The organism is Alteromonas sp. R7, from assembly GCF_055755235.1.
In genome coordinates this window covers 17260-35439 of sequence record NZ_JBVTQX010000013.1, presented here as the reverse complement: position 1 = coordinate 35439, position 18180 = coordinate 17260, and the positions used below count along the sequence as shown (strand labels likewise).

The 18180-nt window shown below is 45.4% G+C and carries 12 protein-coding genes; 10 read left to right on the top strand and 2 right to left on the bottom strand.

Annotation, left to right across the window (positions count from 1 at the left end):
• Positions 1–80 precede the first annotated feature (80 nt).
• Positions 81–1121 carry a serine/threonine dehydratase gene (locus AC0J2X_RS17795; RefSeq protein ID WP_075177906.1) on the bottom strand — a complete coding sequence of 347 codons (1041 nt, stop codon included), beginning with the start codon at positions 1119–1121 and terminating at the stop codon, positions 81–83.
• Positions 1122–1316: 195 nt separating this feature from the next.
• Here AC0J2X_RS17795 and AC0J2X_RS17790 point away from each other — a divergent pair, with 195 nt between their 5' ends.
• Together AC0J2X_RS17790 and AC0J2X_RS17785 are read left to right on the top strand one after the other, a co-directional pair.
• On the top strand, positions 1317–4295 hold the full coding sequence (locus AC0J2X_RS17790) for a putative bifunctional diguanylate cyclase/phosphodiesterase (RefSeq protein ID WP_239220166.1): 2979 nt from the start codon (positions 1317–1319) through the stop codon (positions 4293–4295).
• A gap of 11 nt (positions 4296–4306) precedes the next feature.
• Positions 4307–4681 (top strand): PH domain-containing protein, encoded by a 375-nt coding sequence (locus AC0J2X_RS17785; RefSeq protein WP_039216362.1) that lies wholly within the window; start codon positions 4307–4309, stop codon positions 4679–4681.
• A gap of 236 nt (positions 4682–4917) precedes the next feature.
• Here AC0J2X_RS17785 and AC0J2X_RS17780 read toward each other — a convergent pair whose 3' ends face one another.
• Complete coding sequence (locus AC0J2X_RS17780) at positions 4918–7131, bottom strand: S9 family peptidase (RefSeq protein WP_472996258.1); 2214 nt, start codon at positions 7129–7131, stop codon at positions 4918–4920.
• 70 nt (positions 7132–7201) lie between these two features.
• Here AC0J2X_RS17780 and AC0J2X_RS17775 point away from each other — a divergent pair, with 70 nt between their 5' ends.
• The 8 genes from AC0J2X_RS17775 (at position 7202) to AC0J2X_RS17740 (ending at position 18149) form a co-directional block, all read left to right on the top strand.
• Positions 7202–7825, top strand: a complete 624-nt coding sequence (locus AC0J2X_RS17775) for an NAD(P)H-binding protein (protein WP_014950755.1) — start codon at positions 7202–7204, stop codon at positions 7823–7825.
• 140 nt (positions 7826–7965) lie between these two features.
• Positions 7966–8784 (top strand): tRNA1(Val) (adenine(37)-N6)-methyltransferase, encoded by an 819-nt coding sequence (locus tag AC0J2X_RS17770; protein ID WP_049588720.1) that lies wholly within the window; start codon positions 7966–7968, stop codon positions 8782–8784.
• Between the two features lie 13 nt (positions 8785–8797).
• Complete coding sequence (locus AC0J2X_RS17765) at positions 8798–9286, top strand: YgjV family protein (RefSeq protein ID WP_049588721.1); 489 nt, start codon at positions 8798–8800, stop codon at positions 9284–9286.
• Positions 9287–9580: 294 nt separating this feature from the next.
• Positions 9581–10153 carry a hypothetical protein gene (locus AC0J2X_RS17760; protein WP_281716109.1) on the top strand — a complete coding sequence of 191 codons (573 nt, stop codon included), beginning with the start codon at positions 9581–9583 and terminating at the stop codon, positions 10151–10153.
• Positions 10131–12356 carry a UDP-forming cellulose synthase catalytic subunit gene (bcsA, locus tag AC0J2X_RS17755; RefSeq protein ID WP_283615732.1) on the top strand — a complete coding sequence of 742 codons (2226 nt, stop codon included), beginning with the start codon at positions 10131–10133 and terminating at the stop codon, positions 12354–12356. The genes AC0J2X_RS17760 and bcsA overlap by 23 nt, the downstream gene beginning before the upstream one ends.
• Entirely contained in the window at positions 12353–14629 is a 2277-nt protein-coding gene (locus AC0J2X_RS17750) for a cellulose biosynthesis cyclic di-GMP-binding regulatory protein BcsB (RefSeq protein ID WP_049588724.1), read from the top strand. Before bcsA ends, AC0J2X_RS17750 begins: the two co-directional genes overlap by 4 nt.
• Positions 14623–15729, top strand: coding sequence for a family 8 glycosyl hydrolase (locus AC0J2X_RS17745; protein WP_239220162.1), 1107 nt, complete (start codon positions 14623–14625; stop codon positions 15727–15729). Before AC0J2X_RS17750 ends, AC0J2X_RS17745 begins: the two co-directional genes overlap by 7 nt.
• A complete protein-coding gene (locus AC0J2X_RS17740) occupies positions 15726–18149 on the top strand; it encodes a cellulose synthase subunit BcsC-related outer membrane protein (protein ID WP_239220161.1) in 2424 nt (807 codons plus the stop codon). The genes AC0J2X_RS17745 and AC0J2X_RS17740 overlap by 4 nt, the downstream gene beginning before the upstream one ends.
• Positions 18150–18180: the final 31 nt, after the last annotated feature.

Genomic DNA, 18180 nt, shown 5'->3' with positions numbered 1-18180 from the left:
TTTATTTCTGTTTTATTCTTTGTTTTTTTAGTTTTTATACCGAGCTGCTCAAGTTTCAATAGCTACGCACTAACGCAACGCTATGCCTCGACACTCTCGGTGTCTTCAAATTCGTCTTCGTCATCAAGGTCAAGAATGGGAGGCTGCAGCAAAAAATCTCTTTCCCAAATTTTAGCCATACTCGACTGGCTAATGTTGCCACCACTCAATATAACAAGAGCGGTTTGCCCAGGTGGAGTGTTGGCAGCCCAAGCCGCTACTGCAGCCATGGTCATCGCGCACGTGGGCTCAATATGAAGCTTTAGTAAATGATGTAGCCATTGGGTCCAATAAGCAATTTGCAGCTCATCTACTTCGTAGAAATCATCTATTTCTTGAAGTATAGGAAACGTTACATCGCCAACAGAAGGTGTGGCTGCACCGTCTGCTAAGGTATTTGGAGCATAGTCTAAAGCAATGATCTCACCAGCTTGCAACGACATAGAGGCATCATTCGCTTCGGCGGGCTCAGCGCCAATAACCAATGCATTTGGCTGTAGTGCGCGAGTTGCCAGTAATGAGCCCGACAATAACCCTCCGCCTCCGCAGGGCGCAAAGACAGCATCCACCTCACCAATTTCGTTAAGCGCTTCTAACGTTGCCGTGCCTTGTCCTGCCACAATATCTTTGTGGTTAAACGGCGGTATCCAGACCGTGTCTGGTGCTTTTGAGGCTTGCTCGACAGCAGCGTCTGCTTCTGGACGGGTAGGAAATAGTTTTAATTCAGCACCATAGCTTTGCGTAGCAGCAGCTTTAATCGGCGAAATGGTCTCGCTCGCGAAAATAGTGGCCTTAATACCAAAGTGAGCTGCTGCATAAGCTACCGCTTGTGCATGATTTCCAGAACTATTGGCAACCACATGCTTCGGTAACCGACCTTCCTCTTTCAAGCGGGCTAAAAAATTCATGGCGCCGCGAATTTTGAATGCCCCAATGGTCTGTAAGCACTCCGCTTTAAACAGAATGCGGTTGCCCATCCATTTGTTGAGCAACGAAGATTCAACAATTGGCGTTTTCTTTACGTCGCCTTTTATTCGTTCATAGGCTTGTTTTATATCTTCGAAATTTGGGGAAATACTCATTAAGTAACGCTCTTTTCATTTTGGTTTTTTTATGGGGTAGCGCCGACAAGGGCCTTTACGCACTAAAAGAAAATCGGAAGCCTTACAGTGCCAGATACTATTAGATAACGCCAGAGCCTATACCACATAAGACAATTCATATTTATTTAATAATTCTACTTTAGTATACCGGCGCTAGTTACCGGAGACAGGCACATGTTAAGCAAACACAACCATCGTATTTACGCCTTACCTACGGTTTTGTTTCTTTTTCTCACCTTTTTATTTGTTTCTGCTGGTGTTTTTATTCAAAACGATGAACGCGCAGCACGTATTTCTAAGGCGCAGTCGGTTGCCGAGCAGGTAAAAATTAGTCTTGAAGTTTTCTCAAGCGAACGTATTCAAGCGCTGCACAACCTGATGCGAAACTGGCCCACCTTTGAGCCAAACCAAGTAGACTGGTTTAATGCGCAAGCCCTGTCATTGATGGGCATGCAGCGAGGCTTTTCATCGTTGGTATTTGTCGATGCGAGCGGTGAGATAGCGTGGGTGGCAACACCATCTTCCGGTATCAAAACCCGTATAGACAACAGCCTCATTGGCCATCCTATGGATGCGTTGGGCTTAAACATATCGCGTTTGTCCGAGGATTTGGAAAGCACGCTTTTGTATTCAGATGCTGCTCAACATCACTTTATCATTGTGGGCAGGGCCATAAGCCCTCAAGAGCCTGAGCACGGATTTCTGGTGGCGGGGTTCGACGTACAAACCATATTAACCGTGATGTTAGGCGAGTTAGTAGGCCCACAGTTTAACTTTCAGCTTAACGCCGACAGTGCAACGCTTTTTCAAAGCGGTGAGTTAGTCAACGATGGCACCATTGTGTCGCTTTTGCCGTTCAGTTTTTTAGAACGCGATTTTTACCTTTCCATGCAGTCTCAGCTAAGCCCATATAACGCAGGCTTGTTAATTATTATGATTGGACTGTTGATGTCAGCGCTAGTTAGCTATGTGCTGCACAAGCAGCTTAAAGGCGCGGTTAATTTGTCTTTGAGTCAGCAGCGTTACCTCACCGCTAGCGAAGCCTCCCTTGATGCGCTTCTTATTTATCAGCCAACAGATGACGACTTTTCTCTAGTAGAAGCAAACTCATACAGTCGCTATCTATTTCGCGGTGCATGTGATGTATTGCGGTCCATGAGCTTAGCCGAGCAAACGCGATATTTAGACTTAAGCAATGAATTTAAAAACGCCAAAAACGTTGCTGAACTTGGCGTGCCTTATGAAGCTCACCTTGCCATTCATAGTGATAAGATTGCGCCTCAATGGATAAAAGTTCAGGTGGTAAAAGCTGGTGACAATATTGCGGTGACCGTAAGGGACGTGACGGAACGTTTTCGCGCCCAGCATGATTTAAAGCGTAGCGAAGAAAAGTATCGCCGCTTAGTTGACGGTATGCACCGCCATTTTGTTTACACCAAGACCGTTGAGCACAACTTTATGTATGTGAGCGCGGGTATTGAAAAGATTTTAGGGTTTAGCGCAGAAGACTTCTGTGCGAACGAGTCGAAGTACGTTCGCCAAGTACCTGACGAGACGTTTGAGATACGCCAAACCATTGCCCGTGGCGAAAAGCCCGAGCCTTATATTGTGCATTATCAAGGCAAGGTCGGCGAGCCGTTAGCGATTGAATTTTCAGACACGCCCATTGTCGACGAGCAAGGATTACTGGTTGCCGTTGAAGGCATAGCTCGCGATGTGACGAAAGAGCTGGCGCTGCAGGAAGAAGTGTATTTTCAAGCTAACCATGACCAGTTAACCGGGCTGTTTAATCGCTATGCATTTGATGAGAAACTGCGAGCGATCCTTGATGAAACGCATAAAGCGGCTGGTCAGCAGGGCGAGAGCAAGACTTTAAACCACGTTGATTTTGAAAAAGTGGCGAGTATCAATTCGCCTCGCGCTTACCACAAGCAAAGCGTGATGTGCTTTATCGATATGGATCGATTCAAGTTAGTAAACGACAGCTGTGGTCATCCAGCCGGCGATAAGCTACTAAAAGAAATCTCCACCATATTTAGGCAATACGTGAATGGGCAAGATCTGCTTGCCCGAATAGGGGGAGACGAGTTCTGCATTATATTTCGCAATCAAAGTTTGGATGAGGTGACCAAGCGCCTAGACAAGCTTTTATTGGCGATTTCAAATTATCGTTTTGTTTATGACGACAAGTTGTTCTTTGTAGGGGCAAGCATTGGCGTTATTGAAATAAACGAGAGTACACAAAGTGCAGAAGCGTTAATTAAAGCTGCTGACAACGCGTGTTACAAAGCCAAACACTTGGGTCGAAACCGTTACTTTGTGTTTCATGATAATGACTCGCAAATGGCCATTGATGACAGTGAAAACCAGGTGTTACATGCCTTGCATCACGCATTACAAAACGACGGGTTTGAGTTGTATAGCCAAGCTATCATGCCGCTTAACGTGCCCAACCAAGAAAAGGCCGCCCAACTTCAGCATTACGAGATTTTGCTTCGTCTAAATGCAAAAGACAGTGGTCTTATAAGCCCGGGGCTTTTCATCCCGTTGGCAGAACGTCACGGTTTAATGAACAAAGTGGATATGTGGGTGGTAGATAACACCCTTAAAACCCTTGAACGTAACCCCGCTCACATCGATAACGTGGGCAAAGTCGCGATTAATTTATCGGGTATTACATTGGGTGATGAAATGGCGCTGCATAAGATTGCCAAGCGTATGCAAAGTACTTCTGTACCTGCTGAGAAAATTTGTTTTGAGATTACAGAAACAACAGCGGTAACTAACTTAAGCGCTGCTAAACATTTCATTTCTACACTACGCGATTTGGGGTGTAGCTTTGCCTTAGACGACTTTGGTGCTGGTATGTCCTCGTTCACCTACCTGAAAAACCTAGATGTTGATTACGTTAAGATCGACGGCTCCTTTGTGCGAAATATCGTTCACGATCCTATCGATCATGCTACAGTAACTGCGATAAATAATATCGCGCACAGTATGGGTAAACAGACCGTGGCAGAGTTTGTGGTCGATAATGCGACCGCCGAAGTTTTACGAGAGCTTAAAGTAGATTTCGGTCAAGGCTTTGCTTTGGATAAACCCAAGCCACTGGCGCATAGAGTTCAATGGCGAGTTAAACTTGCCTCTGCCTAAAAGGAAATGTCATGGGTTTATTTGATACCATCATGGGTAATGCAAGCGAGACTAGCGCTTCAGATGTTCAAGAAGAGCTTACGCCTATACTTGCTGTTAACGAAACCGTTACCTCTGCGTTTAAGCTAGTGCGCGATTTAAGTGTATTCACAAACAAGCGCCTAATCCTTATTGATAAGCAAGGCCTTACCGGGCGCAAAGTGAACTATCATTCAATACCTTATAAATCTATTACGCAGTTTATCGTTGAGACGGCAGGGCATTTTGATACTGACGCCGAGCTTAAAATTTGGCTGTCGGGCAAAGCCGATCCTATTGAGATTGAACTAAGTGCATCGTCTGCTCAGGCGGTACAGCAAAACCTAGCAACCCAGATGTTTAGCTAGTTTCTGCATTTGTCATATTTGATTGATGCTTTGAAGTAGCAAGTGAAGAAAGTCTAATCACCCTGCAAGTGCACAAAGCGCTACAACGCAAACATGTACAAAATAAGCGTTAATTAAACTGACCAAACAAAAAAGCGATGCCTTCATAAGCATCGCTTTTTGCTTTTTACTTCTTTCTAGGGCTTGTCGAGCTTGGATGTACAGTAGAGATCAACAGGCCCCAGGCTCTAACCGTATTAGTCTTTCAAGTTACGGTTAAAGAAGTTAGTAATAGTTTTGTATAAATGAATGCCCGTTTGCTTACCACGGATGCTGTGCTTCTTGCCCGGGTAATCCATAGTTTCAAATGGAATTGCCAAGTCTTGAAGATGCTTGTATAGCATGGTCGAGTGGGTAAACAACACGTTGTCATCTGCCATGCCGTGGTAAATCAAAAGGTCACCCTTCAGATCTTTTGCGTAAGGGAATACTGAAGACGCAGTGTAAGCATCATCATCTGTATTTGGGTTGCCCATGTATCGTTCAGTGTAGTGGGTATCGTATAAGCGCCAGTCAGTTACCGGAGCACCTGACACGCCCGCTGCAAAGTAATCGCCCGCTTTGAACATGGTCATCAGCGTCATGTAGCCGCCATAGCTGTGGCCATGAACACCAATACGCTCAGCGTCAACGTAGTCAAGCGTACGCAAGAACTCTACGCCTGCAACCTGATCGTCCACTTCAATAAAGCCCATTTTTTTATAAATAGGATCTTCAAAGCCTTTACCGCGATAGTTAGAACCACGGTTATCTAGCGTAAATACCACATAACCTTGGTCAACCCAGTGTTGGAAAAGCAAGCCACGGTTACCCGCCCAGCTGTTTGTTACCACTTGTGCGTGCGGGCCGCCGTAAAGGTAAACAATAACAGGGTGCTTCTGTTTAGGGTTTTGCTTGGCAGTGTCAGGCGTGTAAATTCGATACTTAAGAGTTGCGCCATCTTTTGTGGTGATGTCACCAAACTCAGGTGCCGTCCAGCTATCCATGTAAGCGTGCAGAGGGTGGCCTTCTTCAACTTTATTTTCTTCAAGCCAGGTAATTCGCTCGCCGGTGGCGCTATTTAGGCTAACTTGTGCAGGAGAGTTAATCGTTGAGAAACGGTCAATAAAGATAGAGGCATCTTTGCTAAATGCCGCGCTGTGATACGCGCCTAGTTCAGTGATACGTGAAATCTCGCCGCCATCTAAAGGCACGCTGTAAACATGGCTTTCTAGTGGAGTGTCTTTGCGGCCAGAGAAGTACAAACGGTTGTTCGCTGTATCAATAGCTTCAACACTGTCTACAACCCAATCACCTTTGGTTAATTGCTTAACCAGCTTGCCGCTGTTGTCGAATAGGTAAAGGTGTTTAAAACCGTCGCGCTCAGACGCCCAAATAAATTGGCCTTTGTCTTTTAGGAAGTAAAGGTCGTTGTGCAGGTTTACCCACGTGTTGCTTGATTCTGTAAGCAGCACGTTTTCTTTTTTGCTGTTAAGGTCGAACGCTCGCAGCTCTAACGTTTGCTGATCCCGTGTCTGCCATTGGTATGTGAAGGTGGTGTTGTTTGGCATCCACTTACCGCGAGCAAAATAAATGTCTTTATCTTCACCTAAATCTACCCAAGTGCGATCGCCAGAGTTGATGTCTTGAATAGCAAGTTCCACCAAGACGTTTGGCGTGCCCGCTTTCGGGTATTTTTGTTCGATAAGCTTGATGTCGTCAGCATAGATTTCAGAACGCGTGATCACATCTACCGGGCTTTCATCAACTTTGGTAAAAGCAATTTTAGTCTCATCTGGCGACCACCAGTATCCGGTCATACGGCCCATTTCTTCTTGCGCCACAAATTCGGCCATACCAAATTTAATGTTGTCGCCACCTTCTTTGGTAATTGCCGTTTCTTTACCCGATTCAATGTGTTTTACATAAAGGTTCTGGTCGCGAATGAAGGAAATGTAGTTACCTTTTGGTGATAATTTAATATCAGTTTCAAAAGCGTCAGTATCTAAAAGTTGCTTCGCCCCTTTTTCGCCCAGCTTGTGATAAAACACATCGCCACCTAATGGGAAAAGTAATGCTTTACCATCGTCCGACCACTGGTAGCTTACAATACCGCTGCCAGATAAACGCATACGCTCGCGTCGCGCTTTCTCTTCATCAGAAAGCACTTCTTCGCCGCTTTGTAGGTCGTTTGAGTCGAAAAGCATGCGAGTTTGGCCACTTTCAATATGGTATTCCCATAGATCTAGGCGCTCGTAGTCGGTTTGCTTACCTTTAAGAAATGTTACCCGTTGACCGTCAGGTGATACTTTTAACGAACGGGGTGCGTTGCCATCGAGTGAAGGAGAAGAGAAAATACGCTCAATAGTGAGCGTTTCAGCGTTTAAAGCAGTAGAGAGCATAGCGGCTCCAATTAAAAGGGCTTTTTTCATTTTTATCTGCATATTTGACTGTCGAAGGTTTGATTGTAGTTATATCAATTTATGATACAAGGTGCGACATATGAAATCCGCAATGGTGCTAGGAGCGACAGGTTTAGTGGGACGAACGCTTGTAAATATGCTGTTACAGGATAGACGGTACAATGAGGTAACCTGCTTAGTCAGAAAACCGCTCTCCTCCAGTATGTTTAACGACCCTCACAATCGCCTAAAGCCCGTGGTTATCGACTTCGACAATCTACAGGACTATCAAGGCTACTTTAGCGTAAATCATGTGTACTGTTGTCTGGGCACCACGCTTAAAAAGGCGGGATCGAAACAAGCGTTTCGCCGCGTTGATTTTGAATATGTTCATGTTGCAGCACAGCTGACCCGAGCTCAGCGCGCGGACAGTTTTGTATGGATATCATCGGTAGGCGCTGATGCTAAAAGCAGTAACTTTTATTTACGAGTAAAAGGCGAGCTAGAAAACGCGATTATGCGAATGCCTCAGTTACCCCATGCCTCTGCCGTACGCCCTTCGTTATTGTTAGGCAATCGCGACGAGTCGCGGACGCTAGAAGATATAGCGCAGAAAACGGCGCCCATATGGCAAAGCATAATGAAAGGCCCGTTAAAGAAATACCGACCCGTTCATGCCGTTGACGTTGCCAGAAATATGATGTCGCTGCAGCGCTGGAAATAAGCGCTCACAGTAAATGTCACAACCTTAACGTGAAGCACAACCCGACTTGATATAGAATGCGCGCCTTTTAACGCACTAGGTAATACGACTTCCTTATGTTCCGCTGTAAACAATTCACCGTAGCACAGGACAAATGCGCGATGAAAGTGAATACCGACAGTCTGATTTTAGGAAGTTGGGCACAGTTTCGCGCAAACCTCAGCCATGCCCCACGCATCTTGGATATCGGCACCGGCAGTGGCATTTTAGCGTTGATGATGGCCCAAAAAGCAGCGCACTTTTGCAATCCGAACGGTGAAGAGCAGAATGTTCAAAGCAGTTCAATTGACATCAGCTCGTTCGATAATGGCGCAGCCAGAATTGACGCGATAGAAATAGATGAGCAAGCCGCAGCGCAGGCCGCTACCAACTTTAAAAATGCAAAATGGGCCAAACAGCTGTTTATTTACTGCTGTGATGTAACTGGCTACACCTCCCCCCACTTGTATGACCTAGTGATTTCTAATCCACCTTACTTTAACACGCCAGCTACACTTTCAAATGCGTACAGCAAGCAAAGCCAATCTCGCTCCGTGGCAAGGCAAACGTCTGCATTGGGCCCAGATGAACTTTTTAGTGCAAGCAGCAAGTTGTTAATAGAACAAGGGCAAATGTACTGTGTGTACCCAGCGTCGATGGAAGCCTCGGTTATCGAAACGGCTGAAGGTTATGGCCTATCGCTGGCAGATATTCTTTATGTAAAGCATACATCTAACAAATCGCCTTATCTTTGCGCGTTCCACTTTAAAAAAGTAATGGAGGGCGCAAGTGATAATCTTAAAAACGTTACTGCACATCGGGAATGGCCGAGCTTAATAGCGAAAAATGCAATCAAAAATGAGCTGATAATTAGGGATCAAAAGGGCGAATATACCAGTGAATACAAAGCCCTTTGTCAGCCTTTCTACCTTAAATTTTAATGAGCTTATATTAATGAACATAGTTGCAGAAGGCTTTGGCGCAATAGCCGTTGTTTTAAATTTTATTGGGTATCGCCAAACTAACGTAGACAAGTATTTGCTTATTTCTGCGTTTGCCTTAAGTGCACTTAGCATGCATTTTTTTATGCTAGATGCCATGGCCGCAGGCATTGGAACACTGCTTGCCAGCGTTCGTAACTTTATTGCCATTAAACATAGAAGCAATGCCATTTTATTTTTCTTTGTTGCGGTGAATCTAGGCTTCCTCGCTTATGAGTGGTTTGTGCTAGAGCACAGCTGGATAATCTTCATTGCCTATGCGTCTTCACTTATTTTTACAGTGGGATCTTTGGTTATCCGCAATACGCACACTATTAGAAAGGTTTTTCTTGTTGCTGAAACTTTGGGGCTGTTATATGCCATTTCCGTGGGCAGTATTTTTGGAACGGTATTTAATGTAAGTAACTTGATCAGTATTTTAAGTAAGCTGCGCAAGCCCTAACGCTTTAGCAATAAAACTCACCTTATCAATTAGTCTAATTTGCCCACGTTAATCCCGTTTAGTCGGGCTGCTTTTCTGCGACTTACGTTACCTGCTATATGGCTTTTCATATAGTCTTCACACCCTTGTAGGCCTTGCCCTACATGACTTATACCAAAGTTCAATGAGCTAAAGTTCAATATCAATTTGCGTATGTAAGCGTATCGTTATTAATCAGTAAGTATGGTTTCAGCAATTTTTCCTCTGAATGTACGGAAGTAGACTCAGTGTGTAGTAATGAGGGGAGTGTGCGCAGTGAAATTAGTAGATAACTCACAACAATTTGACCAATCACCTACGCTTGAACAATCGTTTCAGAGCGCTATTAATGAAGGCGCTGCGGTAAACGTGTTTGCGCTTGCTCAACAGTTTAAAAATACCAATCCTGCTTTTAAAAAACCTCAACTGGTTGAAGAACGCACGAGTTTAGAGACAGAGCAGCTGTGGAAGAAGCGTCTTTCGATGCTGCTTGATGCAGAAAATAAACTTATGAAAGTTATACGTTTTCGCAAAATTACTGGTATATTTACCGTTGCAAGTATGGCTATGTTTTTATTTTCCCTGTACATAGCGCCAACAATGTCGCCAGTATTGTTCTATGGCCTTATTGTTGTAGCTGCATTTGGAATGGCAACGTATCCGGCGTGGTTGTTAGCGTCTAAAAGCAATAAAAAGCAGAGAGATGACATTTCTCGTTTGTTTTATAAAAGTAATCACGAGATTGAAATGTCGGACGGTAAAATTACGTTAATTAACAGGGCGAACTATGCAAGTGTAACGCAAATACACGTATTGGATCGCAAACTTGGACTATTCGCAAACTCGTAGACAACACTACACCTCTCAGTTCATTATTGTTCTGTTAGTAGCATCCTTTATTCTTGGGGTGCTACTGCTGGCACCCATGGATGCATTGGGCCAGCTTCTCTCTTCAATCGTTATCCTCATTGCAATATCCTTGTGCAGCAAAGAAGCGCGACACACGCAAAAATACCAGCATTTATTTCGCATTTTAGCTCTGGTGCTAGCCATTGCGCTTAGCGTCAGGTATTTGCTGTGGCGTGGTATTTACACGCTAACCTACTCAGATTTTCTTTCAATGATTGCCGTCTGGCTATTATTTGGCGCTGAAATTTATGCGGGGATCACTTCAGTGTTAGGGGCGATCGTTAACGCGTTTCCGCTCAGTCGACCGCTTTTGTCCCTGGAAGGGGTAGATAAATCAACTCTGCCCAGCGTAGACGTCATGATCCCGAGTTATAACGAAGATGAAGGGATATTAGAAGTTACTATCCGCGCTGCAAAAATGCTCGATTACCCTAAAGAAAAGCTTCGTATTCATTTGCTTGACGATGGCGGAACCGACCAGAAAATTAACGCTGAAAACCCTGTGTCAGCGGCCACTGCAAAACAGCGGCGACAAGATTTGCAAGCACTGTGCAAACGTTTAGACATTACCTACCACACTCGAGCAAAAAATGAGTTTGCCAAGGCGGGTAATGTGAACAGTGCAATACAAAATACCACGGGTGATTTGATTGTTATCTTGGATGCTGACCATGTTCCTACTTCGGATTTTCTTGATAGAACCGTGCCGTGGATGCTTAAAAACGAGAAGGTCTTTCTCGTTCAAACCCCTCATTTTATGGCTAACCCAGATCCTGTTGAGCGTAACTACTTCTCTGCGTTTACTCGCATGCCTTCAGAAAACGACATGTTTTACGGCACTATACAGAAAGGCTTAGACTACTGGGGGAGTTCCTTCTTCTGTGGATCAGCCGCATTGATGAGAAGAAAGCACCTCGATTTGGTGGGGGGCATTTCCGGCCACTCTATCACTGAAGATGCAGAAACCGCGTTAGATCTTCACAAAATGGGCTACGAGTCTGTATATGTGGACAGACCTATGGTAAGCGGCCTTGCGCCAGAAACGTTTGATGCGTTTATTCAGCAGCGTATGCGCTGGGCACAAGGCATGACGCAAATTTTACTACTCAAAAAGCCTTTTAAAGCGCAAGGACTAAAATGGTATCAGCGAGTGGGCTACATGAGTTCAATCATGTTTTGGCTGTTCCCGTTTGCTCGCATCATCTTTTTGCTTATGCCACTGGCGTATTTGGTCTTTGGGCTTCAGGTTTACCATGCATCGATGCTGGAAATTTTTGCCTTCACCCTGCCTCACGTTATTGCCACATACATGATATCCACCATGCTCTTTGGGCGAACCCGATGGCCCTTAGTGTCAGAGTTATATGAAATACTACAGTGCGCATTTACGCTAAACGCATTAATCAAGGTTTTCTTAAAGCCGCGGGCACCTTCATTTGTTGTAACACCAAAAGGAGAGAGTCTTGACAGAACCTTTGTATCGCCACTATCGAGCGTGTTTTACTGGCTAATATTGGTAATCACATTCGCATTAGGGAGCGGTGTCTATAAGTTCATAACAGAGCCTCTTACACGCGAACTTACTGTGGTGGTCATGTTGTGGAATGTATTTAATTTGATTCTATTGTTGTCTGTTCTTAGTGTGTTATTAGAGCGGAAACAGGTGCGTAGTCAGGCACGCCTACCAGCTACGAACAGTGTCGTTATTAAGACTACAAGTGATGAAGCTTGGGTTGGAGATTTGGTCGATCTTTCGCTAGGTGGAGCTCGGTTACGCTTGAAAGGTGAGGGAGCGTTAGTACCTGAAAATGCCACGCTCACATCGTGGAGTCACGCACTGAATAAGAACGTTCATTTGCCAATTAGCGTTCTGCATTACGACAATAGGTCAAAAATTCTTCGAGTACGCTTTATGCCTCAAACCGAAGAACAAGAAAACGAAGTCGTCGCCTATTCACTGTGTGATAGTCTGCGCTGGATGTCGTTTCAACGAAGAAGAACAAGGGCTATCTCATACTGGTTCGGCGCAAAACATGTGTTGAAAGTTGGGTTAAAGCCTGTTTTATTGCATATGCTTGTATTAATGGGGAAGTTCGCCGGGAAATTAGGTTTGCTTGCTAAACCGGCAAAGGAAAATCAATGATAAAAAAATACCTTATGTTCATCGTATGTTTGTGCATGCCTTTTACCCTAGCGGCGCAAACTGACACGTATCGATTAACCGACTTTTTTGGCGGTGAAAGTACTGTGCGCTTGCAGGGAAAATCTGCCTCCATTGATATTCCAATTCCCCTTAGTTCAGTAACTGATGTGGACAGCGCGCTACTTACATTAGAAGTGGTCAGCTCGCAGGCGTTAATCAAAAAACGTTCTCAGCTGTATGTGAGATTCAATAATGCGACCATTGGACAGATTGCGTTCGACCCAGACAGACCTTCTCTTGTATCTGAAATTGCGATCCCTACTTCATTGTGGCGAGCCGGGTTTAACTCTCTGACACTAGCGGTAAGTCAGCACTATGCCGAGCAATGTGTTGACGGCAGTGCGCCTGAATTGTGGAGCGAAATTAATGCATACAACTCAACGCTAAAAATTGCGACGTCGGTGAATGAAAAGCGCTTCACGTTAGATGAGCTGAGCGGATTCTTTAATCCAGGAATTGGCGGACAGCGAAACGTTCAGCTTTACACGGCGCGAGAAGCTGATGATCAAATTAAATATCAGACACTTCCCATTGTTGCTCAAGCACTGTCTCTTAGGAATCAATATCAGCCGCTTATTATCGAGCATGACAGCTTTGATGATGGTTACGTTTTGCCCCAGCTAGAAGACACAGAAAATAGTTTTTGGAACGACCAAAATGTTGCTCGCTACGAGCGTGCTGCATGGTATCTCAAAGCCAAGCAAAAACAGCCTGTTCATATTCTAGTTGGTACAGTCGACGCGTTATCACCGGTATTATCTGACGAAGTGATTAACGACATTGATGGCGCGTTTCTAAAAGCACAGCGCACACCTGCGTTTGTTAAGGACAGCAACGTTATTGTACCGGCTAGTTACCGCCTTATTGTCAGCGGTACTACGCAAGATGAAGTACTTGAGGCAGCGAAAGCCTTGGCGGTAATGGACGATGCGATTAACCCTATTTCACAAGTTACCGTACTTTCACAGTCACAAATGCAGGCGGAAACGCTGCAGCGTCATCGCATTCTGAACCCAGACAATCACTACACATTCCAAGACTTTGGTGTGGCGACCACTCAGTTTAGGGATGAGGGGAACTTCACCAAACGGGTGTCATTCAGATTGCCTGCAGATTTTTATGTACCTGAAAACGCGAGCGTGAGCTTGCTCTTAGACTTTGGATATGGCGCAGGTTTTGGGCCAGGTTCGGTTATGAATGTAAGCGTGAATGACGAACTTGTACACGGTTTGTCTCTTAATAATATTAACGGACAATCCTACCGAGACTATCAGCTAAGAATACCTGCACGGTTCTTCAAAGGCGGGACGAATAATTTAGACTTTGCGGTAACCATGAGAGCGCCGTTAGCAGGTGTGCCTTGTGATGATATTCCTGGTTCCCACCTCGTGTTCCAGCTTGATGATTCTTCGGCAATAAAGCTACCTGATGCAGGAAACGTGGCAGTTCAACCTAATCTCGTCTTGCTTTCAGAAACGGCTTACCCGTTTGCGCGCTTTAAGTCAGCACCATCGTCAACCATTGCTATTCCGTCAGATGACTATTTAGATACAGCGTTAACTCTTTCAGCGAAATTAGCGCAAGTAGCCCAAGTGCCTTTATTGAACGTGAAAATAGCAACTGGAAACGACATTACAACCGAAGGTTCTGTGATTGTTCTAGGTACCCCTGAAAGCTTAACGAATATTGAGCAGTCTGAATTCAGTACGGCCATTGAGGCAACGAAACGCTGGTCTTATCGGTTACAGAACAATCTGTACAATCGCGTAAGAAACCTGACTGACGATCAGTCTTTCAAAGAAATGCGCATAGACGGTCATACCGTTCAAGAAAGTGACTTAGGTGAGCAAGCAGTACTTACTGCACAGGCACACCCTGTTTCATCACAAACCGATACCTTGTTCATTGTTGCAGCGCAGACGCCGGAACTTCTTCAAGCTAGAGTCGAGGATCTGGTTAGTTTGTCGATGTGGGGGCAGATGGCAGGGGATTTCTTCGCATGGAAAGATGGTCTTTCGCCATCACTCATCATGCAGGTAAGCGATAAATATGAAGTGGGTGAAGCCGACGACAGCTGGCTGCATTTACGACTATGGCTGTCTAACAACCCGTGGTATTGGTTAATAGGCTTTATATTGGTTGTATTTGTTGTAAGCCTACTTATTTACCTGTTGCTTAAACGCAGAAATAAACAAGTGCAAGACTCATGGTAAAGCTGCATTACGCTACAAAAGCGACGCTAGTGATAGGTTTTTTGTTCCTGTTGGCGTCGTGCTCTACCAAGGAAGATAGCGAATTCAAGTCTCAGTATATAGCGTATAAGGCATTGTTTGTTGACGGCGGGCGCGTGGTAGACACAGGAAATGATGATGTGTCTCACAGCGAAGGGCAAGGATACGGTATGCTCTTTGCCGTCGCCGCCAACGACAAAGACACCTTTGATGCATTATGGCACTGGACCCAACGTACGCTCATGCGCGAAGACGGGCTATTTAGCTGGCGCTACCGACCTTGTGTGGATAATTCATCTTCTTGTATCGATGACCCTAATAATGCCTCTGATGGTGAGATTCTTATTGCGTGGGCATTATTGCGTGCAAGTGAAAAGTGGGGCGTTGGTAAGTATGAGGAGGACGCCAGGAATATTGTACGTGCTGTAGAGCAGAAACTTCTGGTGGTGAATAATAACAGTGTAGTGCTCTTGCCTGGGGAATACGGATTTGCATCTGACCAAACAGGAAATAGCAGCCTTCAGCTAAATCTGTCCTATTGGGTTTTTCCCGCCATAACTGACCTGTCTTCGCTGTCGGATACTCCGTCACGTTGGGAAAGCCTGTTCGAGTCGGGCTTGATCTTGCTGTCGAATATGCAGTTTTCTACCTACCAATTGCCCAGTGATTGGGTGCGTTTCACCCCTAATAGTACTGAGTCCGATAACAGTAAGATTGGTGCGTTAAGTTTAGATAATGTGATATCGCCTGAGTTTGGTTTTAATGCGATCCGTATACCGCTTCAGCTTGCATGGTCCCCACGTTTTCGCCAAAACGCTAGGTTAACTGAGAAGCTACTTTCCCCCTACAATGCATGGTGGGCGATAACGCCTACGCCAGCTACCATCAACCTGTTAAACGAGGAAACCGCTGAGTACGAAATGTCTAAGGGAATGCGTTCAGTGCAGATGGCCGTAAACAGCTTGATGAAATCAGAAGAAAAGCAAAGGCCAGAGTGGCCTGAGATCAATCGAAACATGGATTATTACTCGGCAAGTTTAACGCTGCTTTCTATGCTAGCAGTTTTGGATAACGCATCGTGAAAACTCGGTTTACTCGCACCTCTTTGTATCTGGCACTAGGCGCTTTGGCCACGTCACTTGTGTCGGTGCAGGCATACGGACAAGCTAAAACAACGTACAAAGAAAAAGATCTGGGTATATTACCTGCACAACAAGATCAGCCGGATTTAACAGGGCTTTGGTACCATATTAATGAGCGACAGATTCAGCAAGCCAATGAAGAGTTTACGCGTTTAAAAGCTCGTTACCCTACGTGGCAGGTGCCACAAGAAGTCGAAACCGAACTAAACAGAATAAACGGCCGCTTAAAAGGTACTAACAAGCCTGTAGTTTCAGAGCCAAGAGAATCGTTTCAGGCTTTAAAAAAGCAGCCAGATAAGCCCGCTTCTAAAGCCCTCCCGCTCGAACAATTTGCTCAGTTAACGCCGAAAGCCAGAGCAAATACGTCGAAGCAAAAAGTAGAAACGCTTATTGCATTGAGCAATCAAATTAAGCGAACTGATTTTTACTTGCTTATGGGGTGGACGGCCATTGATAAAGGCATGTTAGAAATGGCAACGCAGCAGTTCTCTCAGGCCCAACAATCGGCAGTTCGTGATATCGATAAACAATCCGCTCAACAAGGCCTTAACAGTGTCACTGGTATTAAGCTACAGCAGGCATTGTCTTTGCGCGATACGACAACGCTGGAGCAATTTCTCAAATCTGATAACAGCGGCTACGTGAAAGAAGTGCTGCAGGGTGCGGCATGGCAACAATACGACTTGAAAAATTACGACTTTGCCGACGCGCTATTTAGTTTGGTGAACGGTAATGAAGGCAGGTATTTGTCACTTAGCGCGCAAAGCAGCGACACGGCCAAGCAAAGCGCGTTCGACCTAGCATGTAGTGTCAATACTGAGGTTTTCATTCGACGCTGTGCTGATGGTCTGGCTAGCCGACAGGCTCAGTTTTACGATACACGGCGCTACAAGCAAAGTATTGAGTCAGGCGAAGCACTCGCCCGTTTGAGATCGTTAAGTGTAGATGAGCAAGCACTAATTGGGTGGGCTGCTAAAGAGATACAAGACACCACAACCGCCACAGCGGCGTTCGAGCGAGTGCTCGCGAAGACGCCAACCGATGCGGTAATTGCCAATGAATTGGTTACAATTAATCAAGACGACGAAGCCACACTGAACCGATTGTCGCTGAGATACAGTGCGGTAAAAAGCATATTGCAAGAACGCACCACACGTAACGCCTGGCCCAGAAAACAGTTTTGGCTAGCCTATCAAAATCGCGATGCGCGGGGAGTTACAGCACAAACTAAAGATGGCCTAAGTGCAGTCTACGGTATTAATACTCGCAGTCGAAGCGGGAGCGAGGGACTCGGTAATTTCGATGTTCTGTCGCAATATATTGGTATTGGCAGCGGTTATGAAAACTGGCTGTGGCAAGTATCACTCGACTATAAGCAATTCTACAGCGGTAGTCCTCAAGTTGGTGACTGGTTTGGTAACGACCAATTGAGTGGAGCATTTTCGGGAATAAGCGGCTTTGAAGATAAGGGGCTTCGCGCCGAAGCGCATTATCAGGCACCTGATTTCAATTTTTACGCTAACCTTGAATATGCCATGTTCGATCAACCCGTTGGCGCTAAAGTAACGGGGCAGATATCTGCAACCAAATTTCTTACCAGTACAACGGTAGCTGCAACCTTATTTAGAAAGGCAAAAGAAGACAGCTTATTAAGCCAAACCGGAACCTTCAATGCTGATCACGCGAAACCTTGGGGCTACGTGATAGAAAGTGGCATAAGAGGGTTAGTAGCGCATGCAGTGGCCGACAACTGGTCTGTTGCAGGTACTGCTCAGGTTAGTCGCTTAGAAGGCGAGCAGGTTGACGACAATAGCGCACTCTCTCTACGGGGTGATGTGAGTTACGATATTGCTACCATGATATCTCCCATGCTTGATTATTGGCGCGTAGGGCCATTCTTGAGCTATACAAGCTACGATAAAAATTTAAGCGGCTTTACGGTCGGCAATGGTGGCTACTTTAGCCCCAGTCAGTTTGTCAGCATCGGGGGCTATTCAGAGCTGTTAACGCTTGAGGCGCTAAACTGGCAAGTTAAACTTCGAAGTTCACTTGCGCTTTCACGTGTTGAACAAGACGATGATCTGCGCTTTCCGATTGGAGGTGCATTTCCTACGGCAGACGAGAACGCGACCCTTGGTGAAAGCTCAGATACGGGTTTAAGCGGAAATTTTATGGCTGAAGGTCAGTATCGAATCAATCACAACTGGATTGTGGCTGGGTATATAGGAAAAGCATTTGCGGTTGAGTACCAAGCATTTGAAGCGGGTATTCAGATAAGGTGGCGAGAAGGGCGAGGTGCTGGTGTAACAAGCGATGAGCTTTTGCTGTCTTCGCCAAGATTAAGCGGCTTTGCACTATAAAGCCGCTTTTGCCTGAAGATTCACTCTCTTT